The sequence below is a fragment of the Rhodovulum strictum genome (assembly GCF_009649175.1).
Lineage (GTDB): Bacteria > Pseudomonadota > Alphaproteobacteria > Rhodobacterales > Rhodobacteraceae > Rhodovulum > Rhodovulum strictum.
The window spans coordinates 1-16,388 of record NZ_WJPO01000022.1; the positions used below are offsets into that span (position 1 = coordinate 1).

Here is a 16,388-nt window from a genome sequence, read left to right on the forward strand (position 1 = left end):
AATCCGTGACCGGATCAGATCGGAATTACTGACCGGATGTTATCGGAATCGCTGACCGGATGAGCCCGGAACGCACAGTGGTGCGGGCGATCTGATCCATCGGGGCAATCCTTTCCCGAAGAAGACGATCACGGGATCATATGGAGTCAATATGTTCTGTGAGTTATAATTGTGTTTTATTATCCGAAGAACATGGCCCTGCTCTGTTGCGCCTATCCGTGTGCTGCGCTCAGACCGATGATGTGCGCCCTTGCATCCTCGAAACGCTCCTTCAGCGCATTGTGCCGCCCATCAAGCCCTTGCGCGCAGTAGGCGTTCAGGAACTGCCGCCCGGCAAAGAGCTTGGCATCGACCGGGCTTGCCGCCGCCGCATCGCAGACATGCCCCCAGTTTGCTGCAATGATCTCGATCTGCCCTGCGAGGACAACGGCGGCCTCGTCTTCGCTCAGGTGGAAATCGACGGCGGCCGACAGGCACGCGGCGAGCGTGCTCATCCGCGCCTCGCCCTTGATCAGCATCGCCTGGGTCGCCTCGTTGCCGGCGCGGCCCTGGGGGCAGATGTCATAGGCGGGCGTCAGCGTCAGCATCTTGCCATCCCAGAAGGCGGCGTGGTTGCGCGCGTGATCGTCGGTGTTGCCGCAGAGCACGTTGAAACAGACCCGACCGTAAAGCTCGCGGAGCGTTTCCTTCGGATCGGTGAAGCGGTGGCGGACCAATTCGGCCAGGTCCTCGTAGGACGCATAGCGTGCCTCCATCTCGCCGAGGCCGAGAATTGTCAGCGCCGAAACCATGGCGTGGCGCTGCCACCCGCCATCCGTCTTGACCCGGTCGAAGCGCTCGATCAGCAGAACCTCCTTGCCCGCCGTCTCGAAGATCGAGACCGGCGCCACGTTCAGCCCGCAGAGCGCCGCCAGCCGCATGGCCATGAATTCGGCCTTCACGACGCTGTAGACGTCCTTGCTGGATGAAAACTTGGCGATCAGCTTGCGGTCGTCGCTGTCGATCAGGGCCTTGGGGCGCGCGCCACCGATCGATGTGCCATGATGGATCGCCTGGTCGAGTGTCGGCGTCAGGGGCAGGCCCTTTTCGACTCGGTCGGCGGCCTCAAGCAGCTCCTGATAGCTGGCCTGGGTCGACAGGCGCGGGACGTACTCACTGGCTGAGTGCTGGAAATCCAACGCGCCGATCCTGTCCGAACCGGATTCGAGCAGGTAGGTGAGTTCGTTCAACTCACCTGCGCCTTGCCCCGCAACCCCCGGCCCGACCAGCCGATTGAGGATCACGCGGCGTCCCCAGGCATCGGGCGATCCGTCGCGCAGGCAGCTTGCCATCTCCATGTTCGACGGCGGATCGATCCGGCCGCGCCTGAGGGGCAGTTCGGGGTGATAGAGCGGCACGGCGTTCGCGCGCTCCAGATAGCTGGCGCCGTAATTGAAGGCGTAGCGGCCGCCCTCCAGCATGATGCGACCGGCCACGACCGGCTCGGTCGCGCCCGGCAACCAGACCCAGACGAAGGCGCTGTCCGGTGTCTTGCGGTCAGAAGTCATCATCGACCTCCGTGCGGGAGGGGCGGACACTCTTGGGCAGAAGGGTAAGCTTTTCCGCGAGCCGGGCGTTTTCCGTGCGCAGCGCCGTATCGTCCTGGTCGAACAGGCGCACGCCGGCCAGCGCCGCAGCCTCGAACACGGTGCCGATCTCGGCCCCCGGCGCGCCCTTCTCGATGTTGTAAAGCGTCGTGCGGCTGATCCCGACGCGGTCGGCAAGCTCTTGCGCCGTCATCCCGCGTTCCATCCGCCCGATCCGGATCAGCTTGCCCAGAACCGACAGCGCCTCACGCGTCTGGCGCGCATAGCTTCTCTTGCGCTTCATGGTGGTGGCAGCCTTCATGTACAGTTTGATGGACCCAAAAGCAGCATGCGTCCACTTTACTGGACATGACTCGCATGAAGCGGGTCCAATGTCAATTTGGCGTTCGTTTAACTGAACGCAAGAAGTCTTCACGTTCATCAAAATGGCAATTCGCTATACGTCCTGCGCGATTTACATCGACTTGACGTCCGATATGGACATCTGCACGGCAAGGGCGGGTTCCCTCAGGTCTCAGAAGAACCTCGCCCCTGTCGAGACGATGATCACGGCCGCCCTGTCCCGCGCCGGTGCGTGGGGGCCGCCTTCAGGATCGGCCCGTATCCCGGAACCGATCCATATGGTGCATCCGCTCGTGCAGGATCGTCACGATGCCCACGTCTCCGTTCGACAGGGGCAAAGCTACATTGCGCATGGTGTGATGTTCCTTTTTCTGGGGGCTTCGCATGGGTGAGGTTCCTTTCGGTGGGAGCTTCACATCTCTGGTTCGAGAGAAGGCCACTCGCCGCCCAGGTTCACCCCCCCTGGGCGGCGGTTCTTTTTCAGGGTTATGGGGGAGGCCGCCGCCTCCAGAACGGTGGGACACTATTACCGAAAAACCCTGTAAACTCATGGGCCTTCGCGCTGCCTCTCCTTCCCTTATCTCTTTGTTTTCCCGCGGTTTTGACATTCCGTCTCCGGGCATCATCTTTCCTCGTGACATCGGAAGTTTGGCGGCGTGACCCTTATCACGCCTTTTTCGTCGGATGCTCCGGACCGCACCAGGACTGCGGACAGAATGCTCATCGTCGGGGACGGTGGCCAGGACAGGCAGGCAGGTCGATTTCATCGGACCTTGCGCCTCAGCCCGGGAACCCGAGCCGCGTGCGCCAGGCTGCATCAGGGGCGGGCTGGGCTCTGGTTCTGGCGCCGTTTCGGGGCTAGCTTTCCCCGGATGACCAGCCTGACGCCCCTTGACGCCTGTCTTGCGCAGGCGCTGGCCGAGATGCCGCCCGTGCCGCCCGAGCCGCTGCCGCCGGATGCGGCGCTGGGGCTTGTGCTGGCCGCGGATGTCACGCTGCCCCATGACCTGCCCCCGATGGCGCAGGCGCTGCGCGCCGGGCTGGCGGTGGCCGCGTTCGATCTGGTGGGGGCAAGCGCGCAATTGCCGGTGCCGCTGGCCGCGCCGCGTCGGGTGCTGCCCGGCGAGGCGCTGCCGCCCGGAACCGATGCCGTGCTGCCCGAGGACGGCGCCGAGGCGGTCGCAGGTCTTTACGCGGCGATCCGGTCCATTGCCCCGGGCGAGGGCGTGCGGTTTGCGGGCCATGACGGCCGGGCGGGCGAGGCATTGGCCCACGCCGGTCAGTGTATGACGTCGCGCCACCTGTTTCTGGTCGGACTTGCCGGGATCGCGCAAGTTGCGGTGCGTCTGCCGCGGGTGCGGGTTGCGCTGGATGATCCGGCGCAGGTCGGTTTCGCGGCCAACTGGCTGCGGGGTCTGGGCGCGCGCATCACCGAGGACGCGCCGCATCTGATCCTGCGCCCCGCTACCCATCACACCCCCCGGCTGGCGCTGTCCCCCGGCGATACCGGCTGGCTGGAGCGTATGGGCGCGGCGCTGGTGCTGACGCTGCCGCCCCGCTTCGACGGGATGCTGGCCGCGCTTTATGCGCTGGGCCTTCCTGCCATGGCCGCGCTGACCGGTGCCGTCCCGCAGGTCGAGACACGGCCGCTGGTGCGCAAGGTCAGCTCGGCCCTCGGCCTGTCGGAACTGGTGCTGCTGCGGTCCGACGGGCAGGCTTGGGATCCGACCCCGCCCGGCACGATCACCGCAGGCGCCCTGGCCCGGGCGCAGGCCATCGCGATCCTGCCCCCCGAAAGCGAGGGGCTGCCCGCCGGTGCGCCGCTTGCCGCCACCCCGATCGACAGCCCCTTCGGATAGCCGCATGACCGACGCCCCCCGCGCCCCTTCGCACGCACAGGACCAGTTCCTGAACGTCCTGTCGCGCGACGCGGCCGAGGCGGCCTTTCTGGACGCGCTGCGCCCCGCGCCGCTGGGGGTTCAGGAAATCGGGCTCGACGGTCTGCCCGGCCGGGTGCTGGCCCGGGACATCGCCGCCCCGGTCGATGCGCCGCCCTTCGACCGCGCCACGGTCGATGGCTTTGCGATCCGCGCCGCCGATCTGTTCGAGGCTTCCGCCGCCCGGCCCGTGCATCTGCGCCTGAGCCCGGAGACCATCGCCTGCGGCACCGCGCCGATGCTTCCCGTGACCCCCGGCAGCGCCACGCCCATCGCCACCGGCGGCCCGATCCCGCGCGGCGCCGATGCGGTGGTGATGATCGAGCATACCGAGCCTGACGGGGATGGCATTGCGGTTGCCCGCGCGGTTGCGCCCGGCAGCCATATCTCCTTTGCGGGCTCGGACATTGCCCGCGGCCAGACGCTGCTGCGCAAGGGCACCCTGATCGGCGCGCCCGAGATTGCCATGCTGGCCGCCGTGGGGATCGACCGCGCGCCGGTCTGGCGGCGGCCGCGTGTGGCGGTGCTGTCCACGGGCGACGAACTGGTGCAGCCGGGCCAGCCCCTGCGCCCGGCTGCGGTCTATGATTCCAACGGCCCCGTCATCTCCGCCGCCCTGCGCGAGAACGGCTGCGAGGCCGTGCATCTGGGCGCGGTGCCCGACGATCCGCAGGCGCTGGAAACGGCGGTGCGCGCGGCCTTTGCCGGCCATGACGCGCTGATCCTGTCGGGCGGCACCTCGAAAGGGGCGGGCGATCTGACCGTGCGGGTGATCGAAGGTCTGGGCGCGCCCGGCATCGTCGCCCATGGCGTCGCGCTGAAACCGGGCAAGCCGCTCTGCCTTGCGGTCTGCGACGGCAAGCCGGTGGTGGTGCTGCCCGGTTTCCCGACCTCGGCCATGTTCACCTTTCACGATCTGGTCGCACCCGCGCTGCGCGCCATGGCGGGCCTGCCGCCGCGCGGGGCCGCCCGGGTCGAGGCCATCCTGCCCCTGAGGCTGAGCTCCGAGCTTGGCCGCACCGAATTCGCCATGGTCGCGCTGACCGAAGGGCCGGACGGGCTGGTGGCCCATCCGGTTGCCAAGGGTTCCGGCGCGGTCACGGCCTTTGCGCAGGCCGATGGCTTCGTGACCGTGCCCGCGCTGGTCGACAGCCTGCCCCCCGGCACCCGCGCCGAGGTCACGCTGTTCGGCCCGCGTGCCGATGCGCCGGGGCTTGCGATCATCGGCAGCCATTGCGTCGGGCTCGATGCCGTGCTGGGGCGACTGGCCGGGCGTGGCATCCGGGCGCGGATCCTTGCCACCGGCTCGCAAGGCGGGCTGGCGGCGCTGCGCCGTCGCGAATGCGACATTGCGCCGATCCACCTGCTCGACCCCGAAACCGGCGCCTACAACGCCCCCTTCCTGGCCGAGGGGATGCGCCTGATCCCCGGCTGGCGACGCATGCAGGGGCTGCTGTTCCGCCCCGGCGATCCGCGTTGCGAGGGGCGGGGGCTGGACGCCGCGCTGGCCGCGCTGCTGGCCGATCCCGAGGCGATCATGGTCAACCGCAACCAGGGTTCGGGCACGCGGGTTCTGCTCGACGGTCTGTTGGGCGGCGCGCGCCCGCCCGGCTACTGGAACCAGCCCGCTTCGCACAATGCCGTTGCGGCCAGCATCGCCCAGGGCCGCGCCGATTGGGGCATGGCGATCCGCCCCGTGGCCGCGGCGATGGGGCTGGGCTTTCTGCCCGTGGCCGACGAGCATTACGATTTCGCGGTCTGGCAGGATCCGCGCGACCCCGCGGCACTCGCCGCGTTCGAGGCCGCACTGGCCGACAGCGCCCCGGAGCTTGCCGCGCTGGGCTTTGTTCGGGCATGACGGGCGCGGCATGGCAATCGACAGGACAAGGCCGATGGACTGGACCGAGGAAGTGGACGCATCCGGGCTGATCTGCCCGCTGCCGGTGCTGCGCGCGCGCAAGCGGCTTTCGGCCATGGCGCCGGGCAGCGTGCTGCGTCTGGTGACCACCGATCCGGCCGCCGTGATCGACGTGCCGCATTTCTGCGCCGAGGCCGGGCATGATCTGCTGGCCGAAACCGCCCAAGGCGGGGCGCATATCTGGCTGATCCGCCGTGGACAGGGGGCTCAGATCCCGAAGCCGGAATAGGGCAGATAGCGCACCGGCGTTCCGGGCTCGATCACGGCCGCGCCATCGGGCAGTTCGACCAGCCCCGTCGCCCAGGCCAGCCCGCTGATCCGGCCCGACCCTTCCGAGGCAAAGACCTCGGCTGCACCTTCGGCACTCAGCCGTGCGCGCAGATATTCCCGCCGCCCGGCCTTCTTGCGCTTGGAAAACGCCGCCGGCACGGTGAAGCCCTGCGGCTCCAGCCAGCTCCCGCCCGCCAGCAGCGACAGGGCCGGGCGCGCAAAGATCAGCGTGCAGACCAGCGCCGCGACCGGATTGCCCGGCAGCCCGAACACCGGCACCCCCCGCCACATCGCCAGCGCCAGCGGCCGCCCCGGCTTGAGCGCGATGCGCCAGCTCGACAGCTCGCCCCGCAGTCGCAACAGCCGCGAGACATGATCCTCATCCCCCGCCGAGGCCCCGCCCGAGGTCAGGATCACATCCGCCATGGCGGCGCCCCGATCCAGCCGCGCGGCGATCTCGGCCTCGTCATCGGGGGCAAGGCCCAGATCGACCGGCCGATACCCCCAGCCCGCGACCGTCGACAGCAGCATCGGCCGGTTCGCGTCAAAGATGCGATGCGGCGCCACCTCGGCCTGCGCCTCGGCCAGCAATTCGTCCCCGGTCGACAGCACCGCCACCCGCAGCGGGCGATGCACCGTTACCTGCCCGATCCCCAGCGCGGTCAGCAGCGCCAGATCCGGCGGGCGCAGCCGGTGCCCGGCGGGCAGCACCGCGGCGCCCTCTGCCACATCCTCGCCCGCAAGGCGGGTATTGGCGCCCGGCTTCACCGGCCCGTCAAAGGCGACCATCTGCCCGTCGCTCGCGGTGTCCTCCTCCAGCACCACTGTATCGACGCCCTCGGGCAGGATCGCGCCGGTCAGGATGCGCAGGGCCGCGCCCGGCGGCACAGCACCGCGAAACGGCTGGCCCGCCGCCGCCCGGCCCGGGACCAGCGGCAGGCGCTGAACGCCCGCGCCGGTTGCCGCATGCGCAAAGCCATAGCCATCGACCGCCGAATTGGGCGCAGGCGGGTTCGCGCGCCGCGCGATGCAGGGCGCGGCCAGGATGCGCCCCGCCGCCTCGGCCACGGCCAGCGTCTCGGTTCCGGTCACCGGGCGCAGGGCCGCGCGCAGCCGCGCCAGCGCCTCGTCCACCGGCACCCAGTCCACGCCCTGCGGCATCGCGAAACAATCGTTGCGCAACCGCGGCGGGGTCAGCTCCGGGGCCGCTGCTGCTTCTCTCAGCGCCGCCTCATGGCCAAGGCCGAGGATCCAGCCCTCCTCGGCCAGCACCGCTTCGGGCAGGTCGGGCCGCAGCAGGGCCTCCAGCCCGCCCGCGCCCGCCAGCTGCCACAGCGCCCCTGCCAGCAGCCGCACCTGATGCGCGTCACGGGGCAGCCCGGGATCCTGCCGCTCGGCCGCGGCCACGGCAGGGGCCAGAAGCGAGGGGAACACCTCGGCCAGAACCACCGGCGCGTCCTGCCAGGGTTCCAGCGGCCAGGCCGCGATGCGGCCGGGATGGGCCGCGCGCAGCCGCCACAGCACCGGAAGCCCGGTCAGAACCTGACTGCCAACCGCCCCCGGGGTGCCCAGCTTCCAGACCGGCTGAGCACCCCGGGCGCGCTGGTCGGCCAGACGCCGCTCGGGCAGGCCATGGCCGTGCCGCGCGTTGCCCCGCAGCGGCAGATCGGGCAGGTCCATCCCCGCGGGCCGGAACCAGAACGGCCCAACCCCCGGAAAGGCGCGGTTTGCCTCGGCCGCCACGGCAAAGCGGTTATTGGCATTGTCCGGCCCATCCGCTATCCGCGCCGCAAGCCATTCCCAGACCGCCAGCGCGCCGGCCCGCCCGGTCAATCCGGCTGCAAACCCCGCCGGATAGCCAAAGGCGAAATCGGCGCCGATCAACAGCCGCTCGCCCGCCGCCAGAGCCTCCGCGACCAGCGCGTGCAGCCGCTCCTCGGCCGCTGCCCGCGTCGGCAGGTTCTCGACCGTCACTCCCCCGGCCCCCGCCAGCCCCAGCCAGATCGAATCCCGCCCCAGCCGCGGCCGTGCCGCCGCCGACCAGTCCACCACCGCGATACGGTCGGGCCTCACAGCCCCACCTCGCGCAGGATGAAATCGGCGATGGCGGCGGTATCATCCAGACCCAGAACCGGCAGAGCCCCGGCATCGGGCGGCGGCGCATCCGCCGCGATCGCCCGTATCGTGGGGTTCTGCCCCGCCAGCAGCGGCCGTCCGGCCGCCGCGCGCCAGGCCTCGATCTTGGGATGGGGCGCGCGCTTGTAGCCCTCGACCAGCACCAGATCGACCGGCGAGAGCCGCGCCAGCAACGCCTCAAGCGGCGGTTCCTCGGCCCCGCGCAATTCGGCCATCAGGGCCCAGCGGCGGGGCGAGGCCAGCACGACCTCGCGCGCGCCTGCCGCACGATGGCGGAAACTGTCGGTGCCGGGATGGTCGATTTCCGCGTCGTGATGGGCATGCTTGACGGTCGAGACCGCCAGCCCCCGTCCCGCGATCTCGGCCACCAGCCGCTCCATCAGATGGGTCTTGCCGGTGTTCTTCCAGCCGGTGACGCCATAGACACGCATCACTCTGCGCCCCTGCACGACGTCGACGCAGATGCACCATTGTCGGGGCGCAGGGCGGCGAGGGGGCTCGATGCCCCCGAGCCGCCCTCCATGCCGCACCTGTCCGCGCCCCGATGGCTCATGCCGCGCCCAGCGCCTCGGCCGCCTCCACATCCTCGGGCGTGTTGATGTTGAAGAAGGGATCGAAGGGCTGGCTGTCGAACAAAGCCGTCCCGGCACCATGGGCATCGGTCCAGAGCACGATCTTGCGCACGCCCCCTTCCAGCGCCGCCCGCAGATCGTCGCGCAAGCCAACTGGCCATAGCCCGAAGGTCGGATGCCGCTGCACCCGCCCCCCTTCATCTGGGCTTGCCGCCAGCGCCAGACCCGACGGCCCCGCCGCCGCCATCAGCCGCCCCGCCAGATCGCGCGGCAGGAATGGCGTGTCGGCCGCCGCCGTCACGATCGCCTTGGCCCCCTGCGCCGCCGCCCAGTCCAGCCCCGCCAGCACACCCGCCAGCGGGCCGGGATGGTCCGCCACCCCGTCGGCCAGCACCGGCAGGCCGAATTCGGCAAAGCGCGCTGGATCGCCATTGGCATTCAGCGCAAGCCCCGCCACCTGCGGGCCGAGCCGGTCGATCACATGCTCGATCAGCCGCCGCCCGGCGACGCGGCGCAGGCATTTGTCGCCGCCCCCCATCCGCGTCGCCCGCCCGCCCGCAAGGATCACGCCCGGCACCTTACTCATCGCCGCCCCCCTTGCGCCGGTGCGCCCGCGCCTCGGTCGGCACGGCGGCGGGGTCGGCATCGCGGATCAGCCGTTCCTCGCCCGCCAGACAGACGAACCGTGCGCCGCGCATCCGCCCGATCAGCGTCAGCCCGACCCGGCGCGCGATCTCGACCCCCCAGGCGGTAAAGCCCGAGCGCGAGGCCAGCACCGGGATCCCCATCAGCGCGCATTTGATCACCATCTCCGAGGTCAGCCGCCCGGTGGTGTAAAGGATCTTGTCCTCGCCCTGCACGCCATGATGCAGCATCCAGCCCGCGATCTTGTCGACCGCATTATGCCGCCCGACATCCTCCATGTAGACCAGCGGCTGGTCCGCCTGGCACAGCACCGTGCCGTGGATCGCGCCCGCCGCCAGGTAAAGCGACGGCGTGGTGTTGATCCGATGCGCCAGCGCGTAAAGCCAGCTTGTGCGCAGTTCGGCCTGCGGCAAGCTGAGCCCCTCGATCCCCTCCATCATGTCGCCAAAGACCGTGCCCACCGCGCAGCCCGAGGTGCGGGTCTTGCGGCGCAGCTTGTCCTCGTAGCTCGTGCGCGCGACGGTGCGCACCACCACCGCCTCGGCCTCGTCATCGTGATCGACAGCCGTCACCACATCGTCGGGGCGCAACATGCCCTGGTTCTTCAGGAACCCCAGCGCCAGATATTCGGGATAGTCGCCGATGGTCATGGCGGTGACGATCTCCTGCGCGTTCAGGAAGATCGTCAGCGGGCGTTCCTCGACCACGCTGATCTCGACCGCCGCGCCGGTCTGGTCGCTGCCCGCCAGCCGCCGGGTCAGGCGCGGCGCCTCGGGGTCGGGCAGGATCGGCAGGGTCTGGGTCATCGGGCGCCTCCGTTCACGGGTCAATCTGGCACCGCCCCTGCACCGAGGCAAGGCCGCAGCCCGGCCCCGCCATGGCGCTGGCCAACCGCCCCGCGCCGCGCTAGCCTTTCGCAGGGGAGGATCTGGGCCATGCTGGGATATATCACCACGCCCGGGCGCGGCGAGGGCGACCTGCTGCTGGCGGAACTGGCGAACCGGCTGCGGGCTGCGGGCGTGCGGCTGGCCGGGGCGGTTCAGGTCAATGTCGCGCGGCCGGGGGCCGAACGCTGCGACATGGATCTGTGCGTGCTGGGCGGCGACAAGGTCTGGCGGATCAGCCAGTATCGCGGCCCGCTGGCCACCGGCTGCCGGCTGGATGCGCAGGGGCTTGAACGCGCCGTGGGCGAGGTTGCCGCGGCGCTGGCCGCCGAGGTGCCGCCCGAATTGCTGATCGTCAACAAGTTCGGCATCCAGGAAATCGAGGGCCGCGGCTTTCGCCCGGTGATCGCGCAGGCGCTGCTGGCGGATGTGCCGGTGCTGACCGCGGTCAACGCCAAGAACCTGCCCGGGTTCCTGGCTTTTGCCGAGGGTCTGGCCGAGCCCCTCGCGCCCGAGCCCGAGGCGCTGGCGCAATGGTGCCTGGCCCGGCTTGCACCGCGAAGCGCGCCGCGCGTCACCGCCTGAGATCAGTCGCCATAGCCGCCTTCGGGATGGGTGCGGCGCACACGGTCGTCATGCGGGTCGAACCCGTCATTGACCACCGCCTCGACGCGGCAGGTCTCGCACAGGGTCAGAAGTTCCAGCCGCCGCGCCCCCTCGGGGCCTGCGAACATCCAGTGCCCGCCCAGCCTGTCCTGCACCCGGCGGATGCTTGATGCGGTGCCAAAGGGCTTGCCGCAGCCGGTGCAGGCGAAAGGCGCTTCCTCCTTCAGCACGCGCCTTGGCCGGTCCCACGCGGCCAGGTCGATCTGCGGCACCAGTGCGATGGCGGTCTCGGGGCAGGTCGCGGCACAGAGCCCGCATTGCACGCAGGCGTCCTCGGCAAAGCGCAGCATCGGCGCCTCGGGATTGTCGATCAGCGCACCCGTGGGGCAGACCCCGGTACAGGCCATGCACAGCGTGCAGGCCTCCGCATCCAGCAGCACAGCGCCAAAGGGGGCGCCCGCTTGCAGGTCGATCCGCTGCGCCGGGGCGGGTGCGGTGCGGATCATCTCGGCCATCGCGGTTGTCAGCAGCCCGCGCTTGTCGGTGGGCGGCAGGAAACCCGAGCGCGTGGCGCGGGCGGGCGCAGGGTCGTGCCAGAGCGCGGCGTCCAGCGCGTCGGGGTCGTCGGTCTCGATCAGCGCCACGGCATCCGCCGCATGGCCGGTCGCGGCACAGATCGTCCCCATCAGATCCAGCACCGCCGCCAGCCCCGAGTGGTCGTGCCGCGGTCGGGCCCGGCCCAGAACCCGCACCGCGCCCGCGCCCCAGGCCAGCGCAGCCGCCAGCGTTTCCGGGCCGGTCTGGGTGATCTCGTTCACCGCCATCGGGATCACATGCGCAGGCAGCCCCCGCCCGAACCGGGCCGAGGCGTCGATCAGCGCGGCGCCATGATCCTCGTCATGCAGCAGGATCACCGGCGCGGCGCTGGCGCCTGCGGCGAACCACGCGCGCAGTGCGGCGCGCAGCCGCCCGGCCAGCGTGCCCACCTGCGGCAGCGCATAGGACGCGGCACCTGTCGGGCAGGCAGCGGCGCATTGCCCGCAGCCCGCACAGATCGCGGGGTCGATCGTCACGCTGTCGCCCGCGGGCGTGATCGCCCCGGTCGGACACAGCGACAGGCAGCGGGTGCAGCCGGTCTTGCGGTTGCGGGAATGGGCGCAGAGATCGGCGCGGAAGTCGATGAAGCGCGGTTTGTCGAAGGTGCCGACCATCTGCGCCGCCCGCGCCACCAGATCGGCCACCGCAGCGCGGTCGCGCGGATCGGCACGGAAATAGCCCGGCCGCAGCGCATCGGCGGGGAAAAGCGGCACGCCCCCGGTCAGGTCGATCACCAGATCGCAGCGCGACACGGCCCCGTCGCGCGCGCCCTCGAACCGCAGGCTCCCGCGCGACGACGGCGCAGGCGCGGCATAGGCATCGACCGTCAGTTCGAACCCGCCCAGATGGCCCGTCGCGGCGCGGATGCGGCCCTGCAAGACGGGAAACACCGTCTGGCGCGGCGGCGTGACCTCGGCGCCGGGGGTCAGCAGAACGGTGATGTCCAGGCTCTCGGCCAGCCGTTCCGCCGCCTCGATCGCCACCGCGTCGCGGCCCAGCACCAGTGCCACGCCGTCGCTGTCCAGCGCAACCGTCTCGAAGGGGGCGGCCTCGATCTGTCCGGCGGCGATCAGCGCGGCCATCTTGGGGCCCGCGCGCCGCGCATCCTGGGACCAGCCCGCGGTTTCGCGGATATTGACGAAGCGCAGATCGCCCGCGAAACCCTCGGCCTCGGCCACCTGCCGGAACAGCGGCGCCTCCTGCGTGCAGGTCACGCACAGAGCCTCCGTCCGGCTCAGCGCGGCGCGGAAGCGGTCAAGCTGCGCCCGGCAAAGCTGTGTGCCCGGGCTGTCGCAGCCGACGCTGTCCAGCGCGGCGGCGTCAAGCGGCATGGTGCCCTCGCAGGTGCAGGTCAGGATGCGGCGCATGGCGGGCCTCGGGGCTGGCGAAGGATGCATTTGCTCATTAACTATAGTCTTCGGGACGCGCCGGACAGGGGGAACACTCCGGCCGCGGAGGAAAGGGCGCGGGGAGGCGCCGACGCGATGCCTGGGATCGAGATCCGCCCGCTGCGGCTGCCGCCGCCCTTTGCGCTGCATCGGATCGACGCGGGCGACGTGCTGGAGGCCGCCTGTGCACTGGCCCCGGACGCGGGCGCGGGAACGCTGGTTCTGGCAGAGCGGCCGGGGCTTCTGGCGCTGGCGGTGGTGCTGGAGCCCGAACAGCCGCTGGCCGAGGCGCGGCTGGCCTTTCTGGTCGGCATGGCGGCGCTGGCCGATGCGCTGGCCGCCCATTGCCCGCCCGAACGCCCCGTCCGCTTCGTCTGGCCCGACGAGATCCGCTATGACCGCTCGCGCCTTGGCGGCGGGCGCCTTGCCATTGCCCCCGGCTGCGCCGAGGACGCGTTGCCCGACTGGATGGTGTTTGCCGCCGAACTGATCGCCGACCGCGACGGCATCGACGAACCGGGCCGCTATCCCGACTCGATCTCGCTGGCCGAGGACCAGTTCGCCCCGGCCGGGGACATCGTGGAAAGCTTTGCCTCCTATCTGATGCTCTATTTCGACCGCTGGACCCATGAGGGGATCGAGGCCGTGACCAACCGCTACCTGATGCGCATCGACCCGCCGCTGTTGCGCGGGCAGCGCCGGATCGAGGGCGATGCCCTGGTCGAGATCAGCCATGCCGGCGCCACCCGGCGCATCGGCCTGACCGAGGGGCTTGCGGCCAGCACATGGCGCGGCGCGGGGGGGCCGCGACTGTGATCCGCCTGCCGCGCACGATCCGCCTCGATGCCTCGGACCCGGTGGTGTTCGGCGCGGCGGCCGAGCCGGGCGAATGGGCGGTGCCGGGCACCTTCCTCTTTGCCGGGCGCGATCCCGCAAGCCTGACCCGCAAACAGGCCATCGCCTTTCGCTCGGGCTTTCTGGGGATCGAAAGCTTCGGCTTCTCGACGCTGGTGGTGATCGCCGAGGCCACCGGGGCCGAGCACGCCGCCGCCATCGACCAGCTTGCCGCGCAGCTTGTCGCCCGGCTCGGGGCGCCCGATCCGGCCACCGCCCGCCCCGCCGCGACCGAGGAAATCGCGCTGGCCGCAGACCTCTGCCGCGATCACGCCGCGGGGATGCTGGTCGCGCTGCACCGCACTTGGGAAGGGGGCGCGATCCGCGAACAGTTCCGCACCCTGCGCCCGCGCGACGAGACGGCGTTTTCGGCCGGGTATCTGCGCGGCCATGACCGCGCCTTTCACATCGTCGAGGAGGAGGACGCCCCGCCCGTCGATCTGCTCAGCCTGCGCGATGGCGCTGTCCGGGGGCAGGGATGACCGAGTTCTGGGTCGCCAGCGGGCATCACCTGACACGGCTCGATGCTTCGGGACGGATGCAGGTCACGGACGCGTTGCTGCTGGCTTGGCTCGCCCGGCCCGAACTGCTGCCCCCGCCCGAGGCATGCGCCGCCGAGCGCGCGCTGCATGCCCGCCTGCTGGACACACCCCGCGCCGAAGTCGCGCCCGAGGCGGTGGCGGCGCTGGCCGATCCCGATGCGCGCGAGAACTGGGGTTTCCTGCTCAGCCTGCGCGATGCGCTGCTGGCCGCAGGCACGGTCGAGGGCGGCTATCTGGATCTGGTCCGCCGCGGCGTGCGGCTGCCGGTGGTGTTCCTGAACCAGCTTGTGCAGCTTGTCCTGCGCAACGCGCTCGACGGCTGTCAGGACGTGGCCACCCTGCGCGCGGCCGAGATGCTGTTCCGCCCGCAGAAGGGCCATGTCAGGGACGGCGCGCTGATCCTGGCCGACGAGGAACTGGTGGCCGAACTGGACGCCGAGATGCGCGCCTCGCCGCTGGCGGCGATGCTGAAGGGCGGGGTCGAGCAACTGGACATTCTGGGCGCGGGCAATGGCTGGACCTATTGGAGCCGGTCGGACGCCCATTCCATGGCGCTGAATTTCGGCGGCGATCAGGCAGCGCGGGCGGGGCTGGCCGCGGCGATGACGGCGTTCCTGCGTCACCTGCTGGGGTTCGATCTGCGGATCGAGGCGCTGACCTCGATCGAGGGCGTCGATTTCCGCTGGTTCATCGGGCTGGACGAGGTCGGCACAAGGATCGGCAACGCGCTCTGGCGCGGCGAGACGCCGGAAACGCCGCCCATCGGCCTGTTCCGTCTGGACCTTGCGCCCGGCGTTCCGGTGCGGCCCGCACTGGCGGGGCAGCCGGTCTGGCTGATCCTGGGTATGGGGGCCGACAGCGTGGTGCGGATGAAGCCGCAGAACCTGATCGCGGGGTTGCCCTTGCCGGGCGGCGGTCCGGGGCATTAGGATCCGGGCGATGGCGAAACACACGATCCGCATCGGCGTTCTTGCCGAGCTTCGCCCCCCGGTCACCCGCTGGGGCAAGCCCGCCCTGCGCCCCATTGCGATCCTTCCGGCCGAGCCCGCAACCCCGCCCCATACCCGGTTGACCACAATCGACGGGGTCGAGACCTGGTATCTGGGCGCGCGCGACCTGCTGTTTCATTCGGGCGATACGGGCCACCATCTGGACAATCTGAACGGCGCGCATCCATCGGTCTGGGTGGCGCTGCGCGGCACCGAACCCGGCGCGGCCGAGCTGGTGGCTGTCACCGTCGATCCCTATGAGGGCGAGGGGCTGGCGGGCGATCTGGCCCTGACGGTCGAGGCCGTGCCGATGCCCGCGCCGATTGCCGCCGAACTGGCCGCCTTCGTGCAGGCGCATCATGTCGAGGTGCCCTTCAAGAAACGCAAGCGCAGCCCGCAGGATCCGAATGCCGCTGCCGCGCCCGCGCCCCGCATCCTGCCCGGCGATCAGGGCTGGATCGCGCGGCAGGGCCGGACCGGCGAGGACGGGGGCCGCGGATGACCGGGCCGGGCGGCTTTCTTGAGCGCTGGTCGCGGCGCAAGCGTGGGGCCGAGCCCGACGACCCGCCCGCGCCGCAGGACGAGGCCACCCCCGACGAGGAAACCGAGCTTGGCCCCGAGGATCTGGCGGCACTGACCCCGGTCGAGGAGATCGACGCCCAGACCGACCTGCGCCAGTATCTGCGCAAGGGCGTGCCGCGCGCACTGCGCAATGCCGCGTTGCGCCGCAAATGGATGCTGAACGCCGCGATTCGCGACCATCGCGACATCGCGGTAGATTATGCTTGGGACTGGAACGTGCCGGGCGGCGTTCCGGGCGATGGCGGGCCGCTCGACCCCGATACGGTGCTGCGGATGGCCCAGCGCCTTCTGGCCCCCGCCGACACGCCTCCGGCCGCGCCCGTTGCTGCACTGCCGCAGGATCGCGATGCGCCCGAAACCGCGCCAGCCCCCCCGCCAGAGCCCACCGCACAGGCCATGGCGCCCGCCCCCGCCGCAGAACCCGCCCCCCCGGCAGAACGCCCGGAAGCGCCCGATGCCGCGCCGCAGCGTCGGCATGGCGGCGCGCGGCCGGTCTGACC

General features: G+C 70.8%; 17 protein-coding genes. 10 read left to right on the forward strand and 7 right to left on the reverse strand.

The genetic code is table 11. The features are described from left to right. Positions 1–212: 212 nt before the first annotated feature. Positions 213–1,547 carry a type II toxin-antitoxin system HipA family toxin gene (locus tag GH815_RS13215; protein ID WP_170290348.1) on the reverse strand — a complete coding sequence of 445 codons (1,335 nt, stop codon included), beginning with the start codon at positions 1,545–1,547 and terminating at the stop codon, positions 213–215. Further along, the gene (locus tag GH815_RS13220) at positions 1,537–1,869 is read right to left on the reverse strand and encodes a helix-turn-helix transcriptional regulator (RefSeq protein ID WP_153749304.1); all 333 of its coding nucleotides are present in this window, start codon (positions 1,867–1,869) and stop codon (positions 1,537–1,539) included. Before GH815_RS13220 ends, GH815_RS13215 begins: the two co-directional genes overlap by 11 nt. A gap of 142 nt (positions 1,870–2,011) precedes the next feature. Here GH815_RS13220 and GH815_RS19045 point away from each other — a divergent pair, with 142 nt between their 5' ends. From GH815_RS19045 to GH815_RS13240, 4 genes are all read left to right on the forward strand, one after another. Further along, the gene (locus GH815_RS19045) at positions 2,012–2,320 is read left to right on the forward strand and encodes a hypothetical protein (RefSeq protein ID WP_211365083.1); all 309 of its coding nucleotides are present in this window, start codon (positions 2,012–2,014) and stop codon (positions 2,318–2,320) included. Between the two features lie 480 nt (positions 2,321–2,800). After that, entirely contained in the window at positions 2,801–3,787 is a 987-nt protein-coding gene (locus tag GH815_RS13230) for a molybdopterin-binding domain-containing protein (protein WP_170290349.1), read from the forward strand. A 4-nt stretch (positions 3,788–3,791) separates the two neighbouring features. Beyond that, complete coding sequence (locus GH815_RS13235; protein ID WP_153749251.1) at positions 3,792–5,723, forward strand: molybdopterin biosynthesis protein; 1,932 nt, start codon at positions 3,792–3,794, stop codon at positions 5,721–5,723. Between the two features lie 34 nt (positions 5,724–5,757). Further along, positions 5,758–6,012 (forward strand): sulfurtransferase TusA family protein, encoded by a 255-nt coding sequence (locus tag GH815_RS13240; RefSeq protein WP_153749305.1) that lies wholly within the window; start codon positions 5,758–5,760, stop codon positions 6,010–6,012. Here GH815_RS13240 and GH815_RS13245 read toward each other — a convergent pair. The 4 genes from GH815_RS13245 to GH815_RS13260 all read right to left on the reverse strand — a co-directional run bounded on the left by GH815_RS13245 (position 5,991) and on the right by GH815_RS13260 (position 10,212). After that, positions 5,991–8,126 carry a molybdopterin-binding protein gene (locus GH815_RS13245; protein ID WP_343030867.1) on the reverse strand — a complete coding sequence of 712 codons (2,136 nt, stop codon included), beginning with the start codon at positions 8,124–8,126 and terminating at the stop codon, positions 5,991–5,993. The two genes, GH815_RS13240 and GH815_RS13245, sit on opposite strands and share 22 nt — an antisense overlap. Further along, positions 8,123–8,620, reverse strand: coding sequence for a molybdopterin-guanine dinucleotide biosynthesis protein B (mobB, locus tag GH815_RS13250; protein WP_153749252.1), 498 nt, complete (start codon positions 8,618–8,620; stop codon positions 8,123–8,125). Before mobB ends, GH815_RS13245 begins: the two co-directional genes overlap by 4 nt. A 118-nt stretch (positions 8,621–8,738) precedes the next feature. Next, complete coding sequence (mobA, locus tag GH815_RS13255; protein WP_153749253.1) at positions 8,739–9,347, reverse strand: molybdenum cofactor guanylyltransferase MobA; 609 nt, start codon at positions 9,345–9,347, stop codon at positions 8,739–8,741. Further along, the gene (locus GH815_RS13260) at positions 9,340–10,212 is read right to left on the reverse strand and encodes a formate dehydrogenase accessory sulfurtransferase FdhD (RefSeq protein WP_153749254.1); all 873 of its coding nucleotides are present in this window, start codon (positions 10,210–10,212) and stop codon (positions 9,340–9,342) included. The genes mobA and GH815_RS13260 overlap by 8 nt, the downstream gene beginning before the upstream one ends. A gap of 129 nt (positions 10,213–10,341) precedes the next feature. Between GH815_RS13260 and GH815_RS13265 the strand changes: the two genes are divergently transcribed. After that, complete coding sequence (locus GH815_RS13265; RefSeq protein ID WP_153749255.1) at positions 10,342–10,875, forward strand: DUF2478 domain-containing protein; 534 nt, start codon at positions 10,342–10,344, stop codon at positions 10,873–10,875. Positions 10,876–10,877: 2 nt separating this feature from the next. Here the strand turns inward: GH815_RS13265 and GH815_RS13270 are convergent, their stop codons facing one another. After that, entirely contained in the window at positions 10,878–12,860 is a 1,983-nt protein-coding gene (locus GH815_RS13270) for a 4Fe-4S binding protein (protein ID WP_246176429.1), read from the reverse strand. Between the two features lie 117 nt (positions 12,861–12,977). Here GH815_RS13270 and GH815_RS13275 point away from each other — a divergent pair, with 117 nt between their 5' ends. Genes GH815_RS13275 through GH815_RS13295 form a run of 5 tightly spaced genes read left to right on the forward strand, consistent with a single transcriptional unit; the run spans position 12,978 to position 16,386 of the window. Continuing rightward, complete coding sequence (locus tag GH815_RS13275) at positions 12,978–13,697, forward strand: biotin/lipoate--protein ligase family protein (RefSeq protein ID WP_170290350.1); 720 nt, start codon at positions 12,978–12,980, stop codon at positions 13,695–13,697. Continuing rightward, on the forward strand, positions 13,694–14,257 hold the full coding sequence (locus GH815_RS13280; RefSeq protein WP_343030868.1) for a DUF6505 family protein: 564 nt from the start codon (positions 13,694–13,696) through the stop codon (positions 14,255–14,257). The genes GH815_RS13275 and GH815_RS13280 overlap by 4 nt, the downstream gene beginning before the upstream one ends. Next, positions 14,254–15,246, forward strand: coding sequence for a DUF6352 family protein (locus GH815_RS13285; RefSeq protein ID WP_153749259.1), 993 nt, complete (start codon positions 14,254–14,256; stop codon positions 15,244–15,246). Before GH815_RS13280 ends, GH815_RS13285 begins: the two co-directional genes overlap by 4 nt. Before the next feature lie 10 nt (positions 15,247–15,256). Next, a complete protein-coding gene (locus GH815_RS13290) occupies positions 15,257–15,808 on the forward strand; it encodes a DUF3305 domain-containing protein (protein ID WP_153749260.1) in 552 nt (183 codons plus the stop codon). Further along, on the forward strand, positions 15,805–16,386 hold the full coding sequence (locus tag GH815_RS13295; protein ID WP_153749261.1) for a DUF3306 domain-containing protein: 582 nt from the start codon (positions 15,805–15,807) through the stop codon (positions 16,384–16,386). Before GH815_RS13290 ends, GH815_RS13295 begins: the two co-directional genes overlap by 4 nt. The last annotated feature ends 2 nt before the right edge of the window (positions 16,387–16,388 follow it).

Excerpts from the sequence above, each read along its gene's own strand:
- GH815_RS13235 (WP_153749251.1), top strand. The coding sequence starts at position 3,792 with ATGACCGACGCCCCCCGCGCCCCTTCGCACGCACAGGACCAGTTCCTG.
- GH815_RS19045 (WP_211365083.1), top strand. The coding sequence starts at position 2,012 with ATGGCAATTCGCTATACGTCCTGCGCGATTTACATCGACTTGACGTCC.
- GH815_RS13290 (WP_153749260.1), top strand. The coding sequence starts at position 15,257 with ATGGCGAAACACACGATCCGCATCGGCGTTCTTGCCGAGCTTCGCCCC.
- mobA (WP_153749253.1), bottom strand. The coding sequence starts at position 9,347 with ATGAGTAAGGTGCCGGGCGTGATCCTTGCGGGCGGGCGGGCGACGCGG.
- mobB (WP_153749252.1), bottom strand. The coding sequence starts at position 8,620 with ATGCGTGTCTATGGCGTCACCGGCTGGAAGAACACCGGCAAGACCCAT.
- GH815_RS13295 (WP_153749261.1), top strand. The coding sequence starts at position 15,805 with ATGACCGGGCCGGGCGGCTTTCTTGAGCGCTGGTCGCGGCGCAAGCGT.
- GH815_RS13270 (WP_246176429.1), bottom strand. The coding sequence starts at position 12,860 with ATGCGCCGCATCCTGACCTGCACCTGCGAGGGCACCATGCCGCTTGAC.
- GH815_RS13285 (WP_153749259.1), top strand. The coding sequence starts at position 14,254 with ATGACCGAGTTCTGGGTCGCCAGCGGGCATCACCTGACACGGCTCGAT.
- GH815_RS13260 (WP_153749254.1), bottom strand. The coding sequence starts at position 10,212 with ATGACCCAGACCCTGCCGATCCTGCCCGACCCCGAGGCGCCGCGCCTG.
- GH815_RS13275 (WP_170290350.1), top strand. The coding sequence starts at position 12,978 with ATGCCTGGGATCGAGATCCGCCCGCTGCGGCTGCCGCCGCCCTTTGCG.
- GH815_RS13240 (WP_153749305.1), top strand. The coding sequence starts at position 5,758 with ATGGACTGGACCGAGGAAGTGGACGCATCCGGGCTGATCTGCCCGCTG.
- GH815_RS13220 (WP_153749304.1), bottom strand. The coding sequence starts at position 1,869 with ATGAAGCGCAAGAGAAGCTATGCGCGCCAGACGCGTGAGGCGCTGTCG.
- GH815_RS13230 (WP_170290349.1), top strand. The coding sequence starts at position 2,801 with ATGACCAGCCTGACGCCCCTTGACGCCTGTCTTGCGCAGGCGCTGGCC.
- GH815_RS13215 (WP_170290348.1), bottom strand. The coding sequence starts at position 1,547 with ATGACTTCTGACCGCAAGACACCGGACAGCGCCTTCGTCTGGGTCTGG.
- GH815_RS13265 (WP_153749255.1), top strand. The coding sequence starts at position 10,342 with ATGCTGGGATATATCACCACGCCCGGGCGCGGCGAGGGCGACCTGCTG.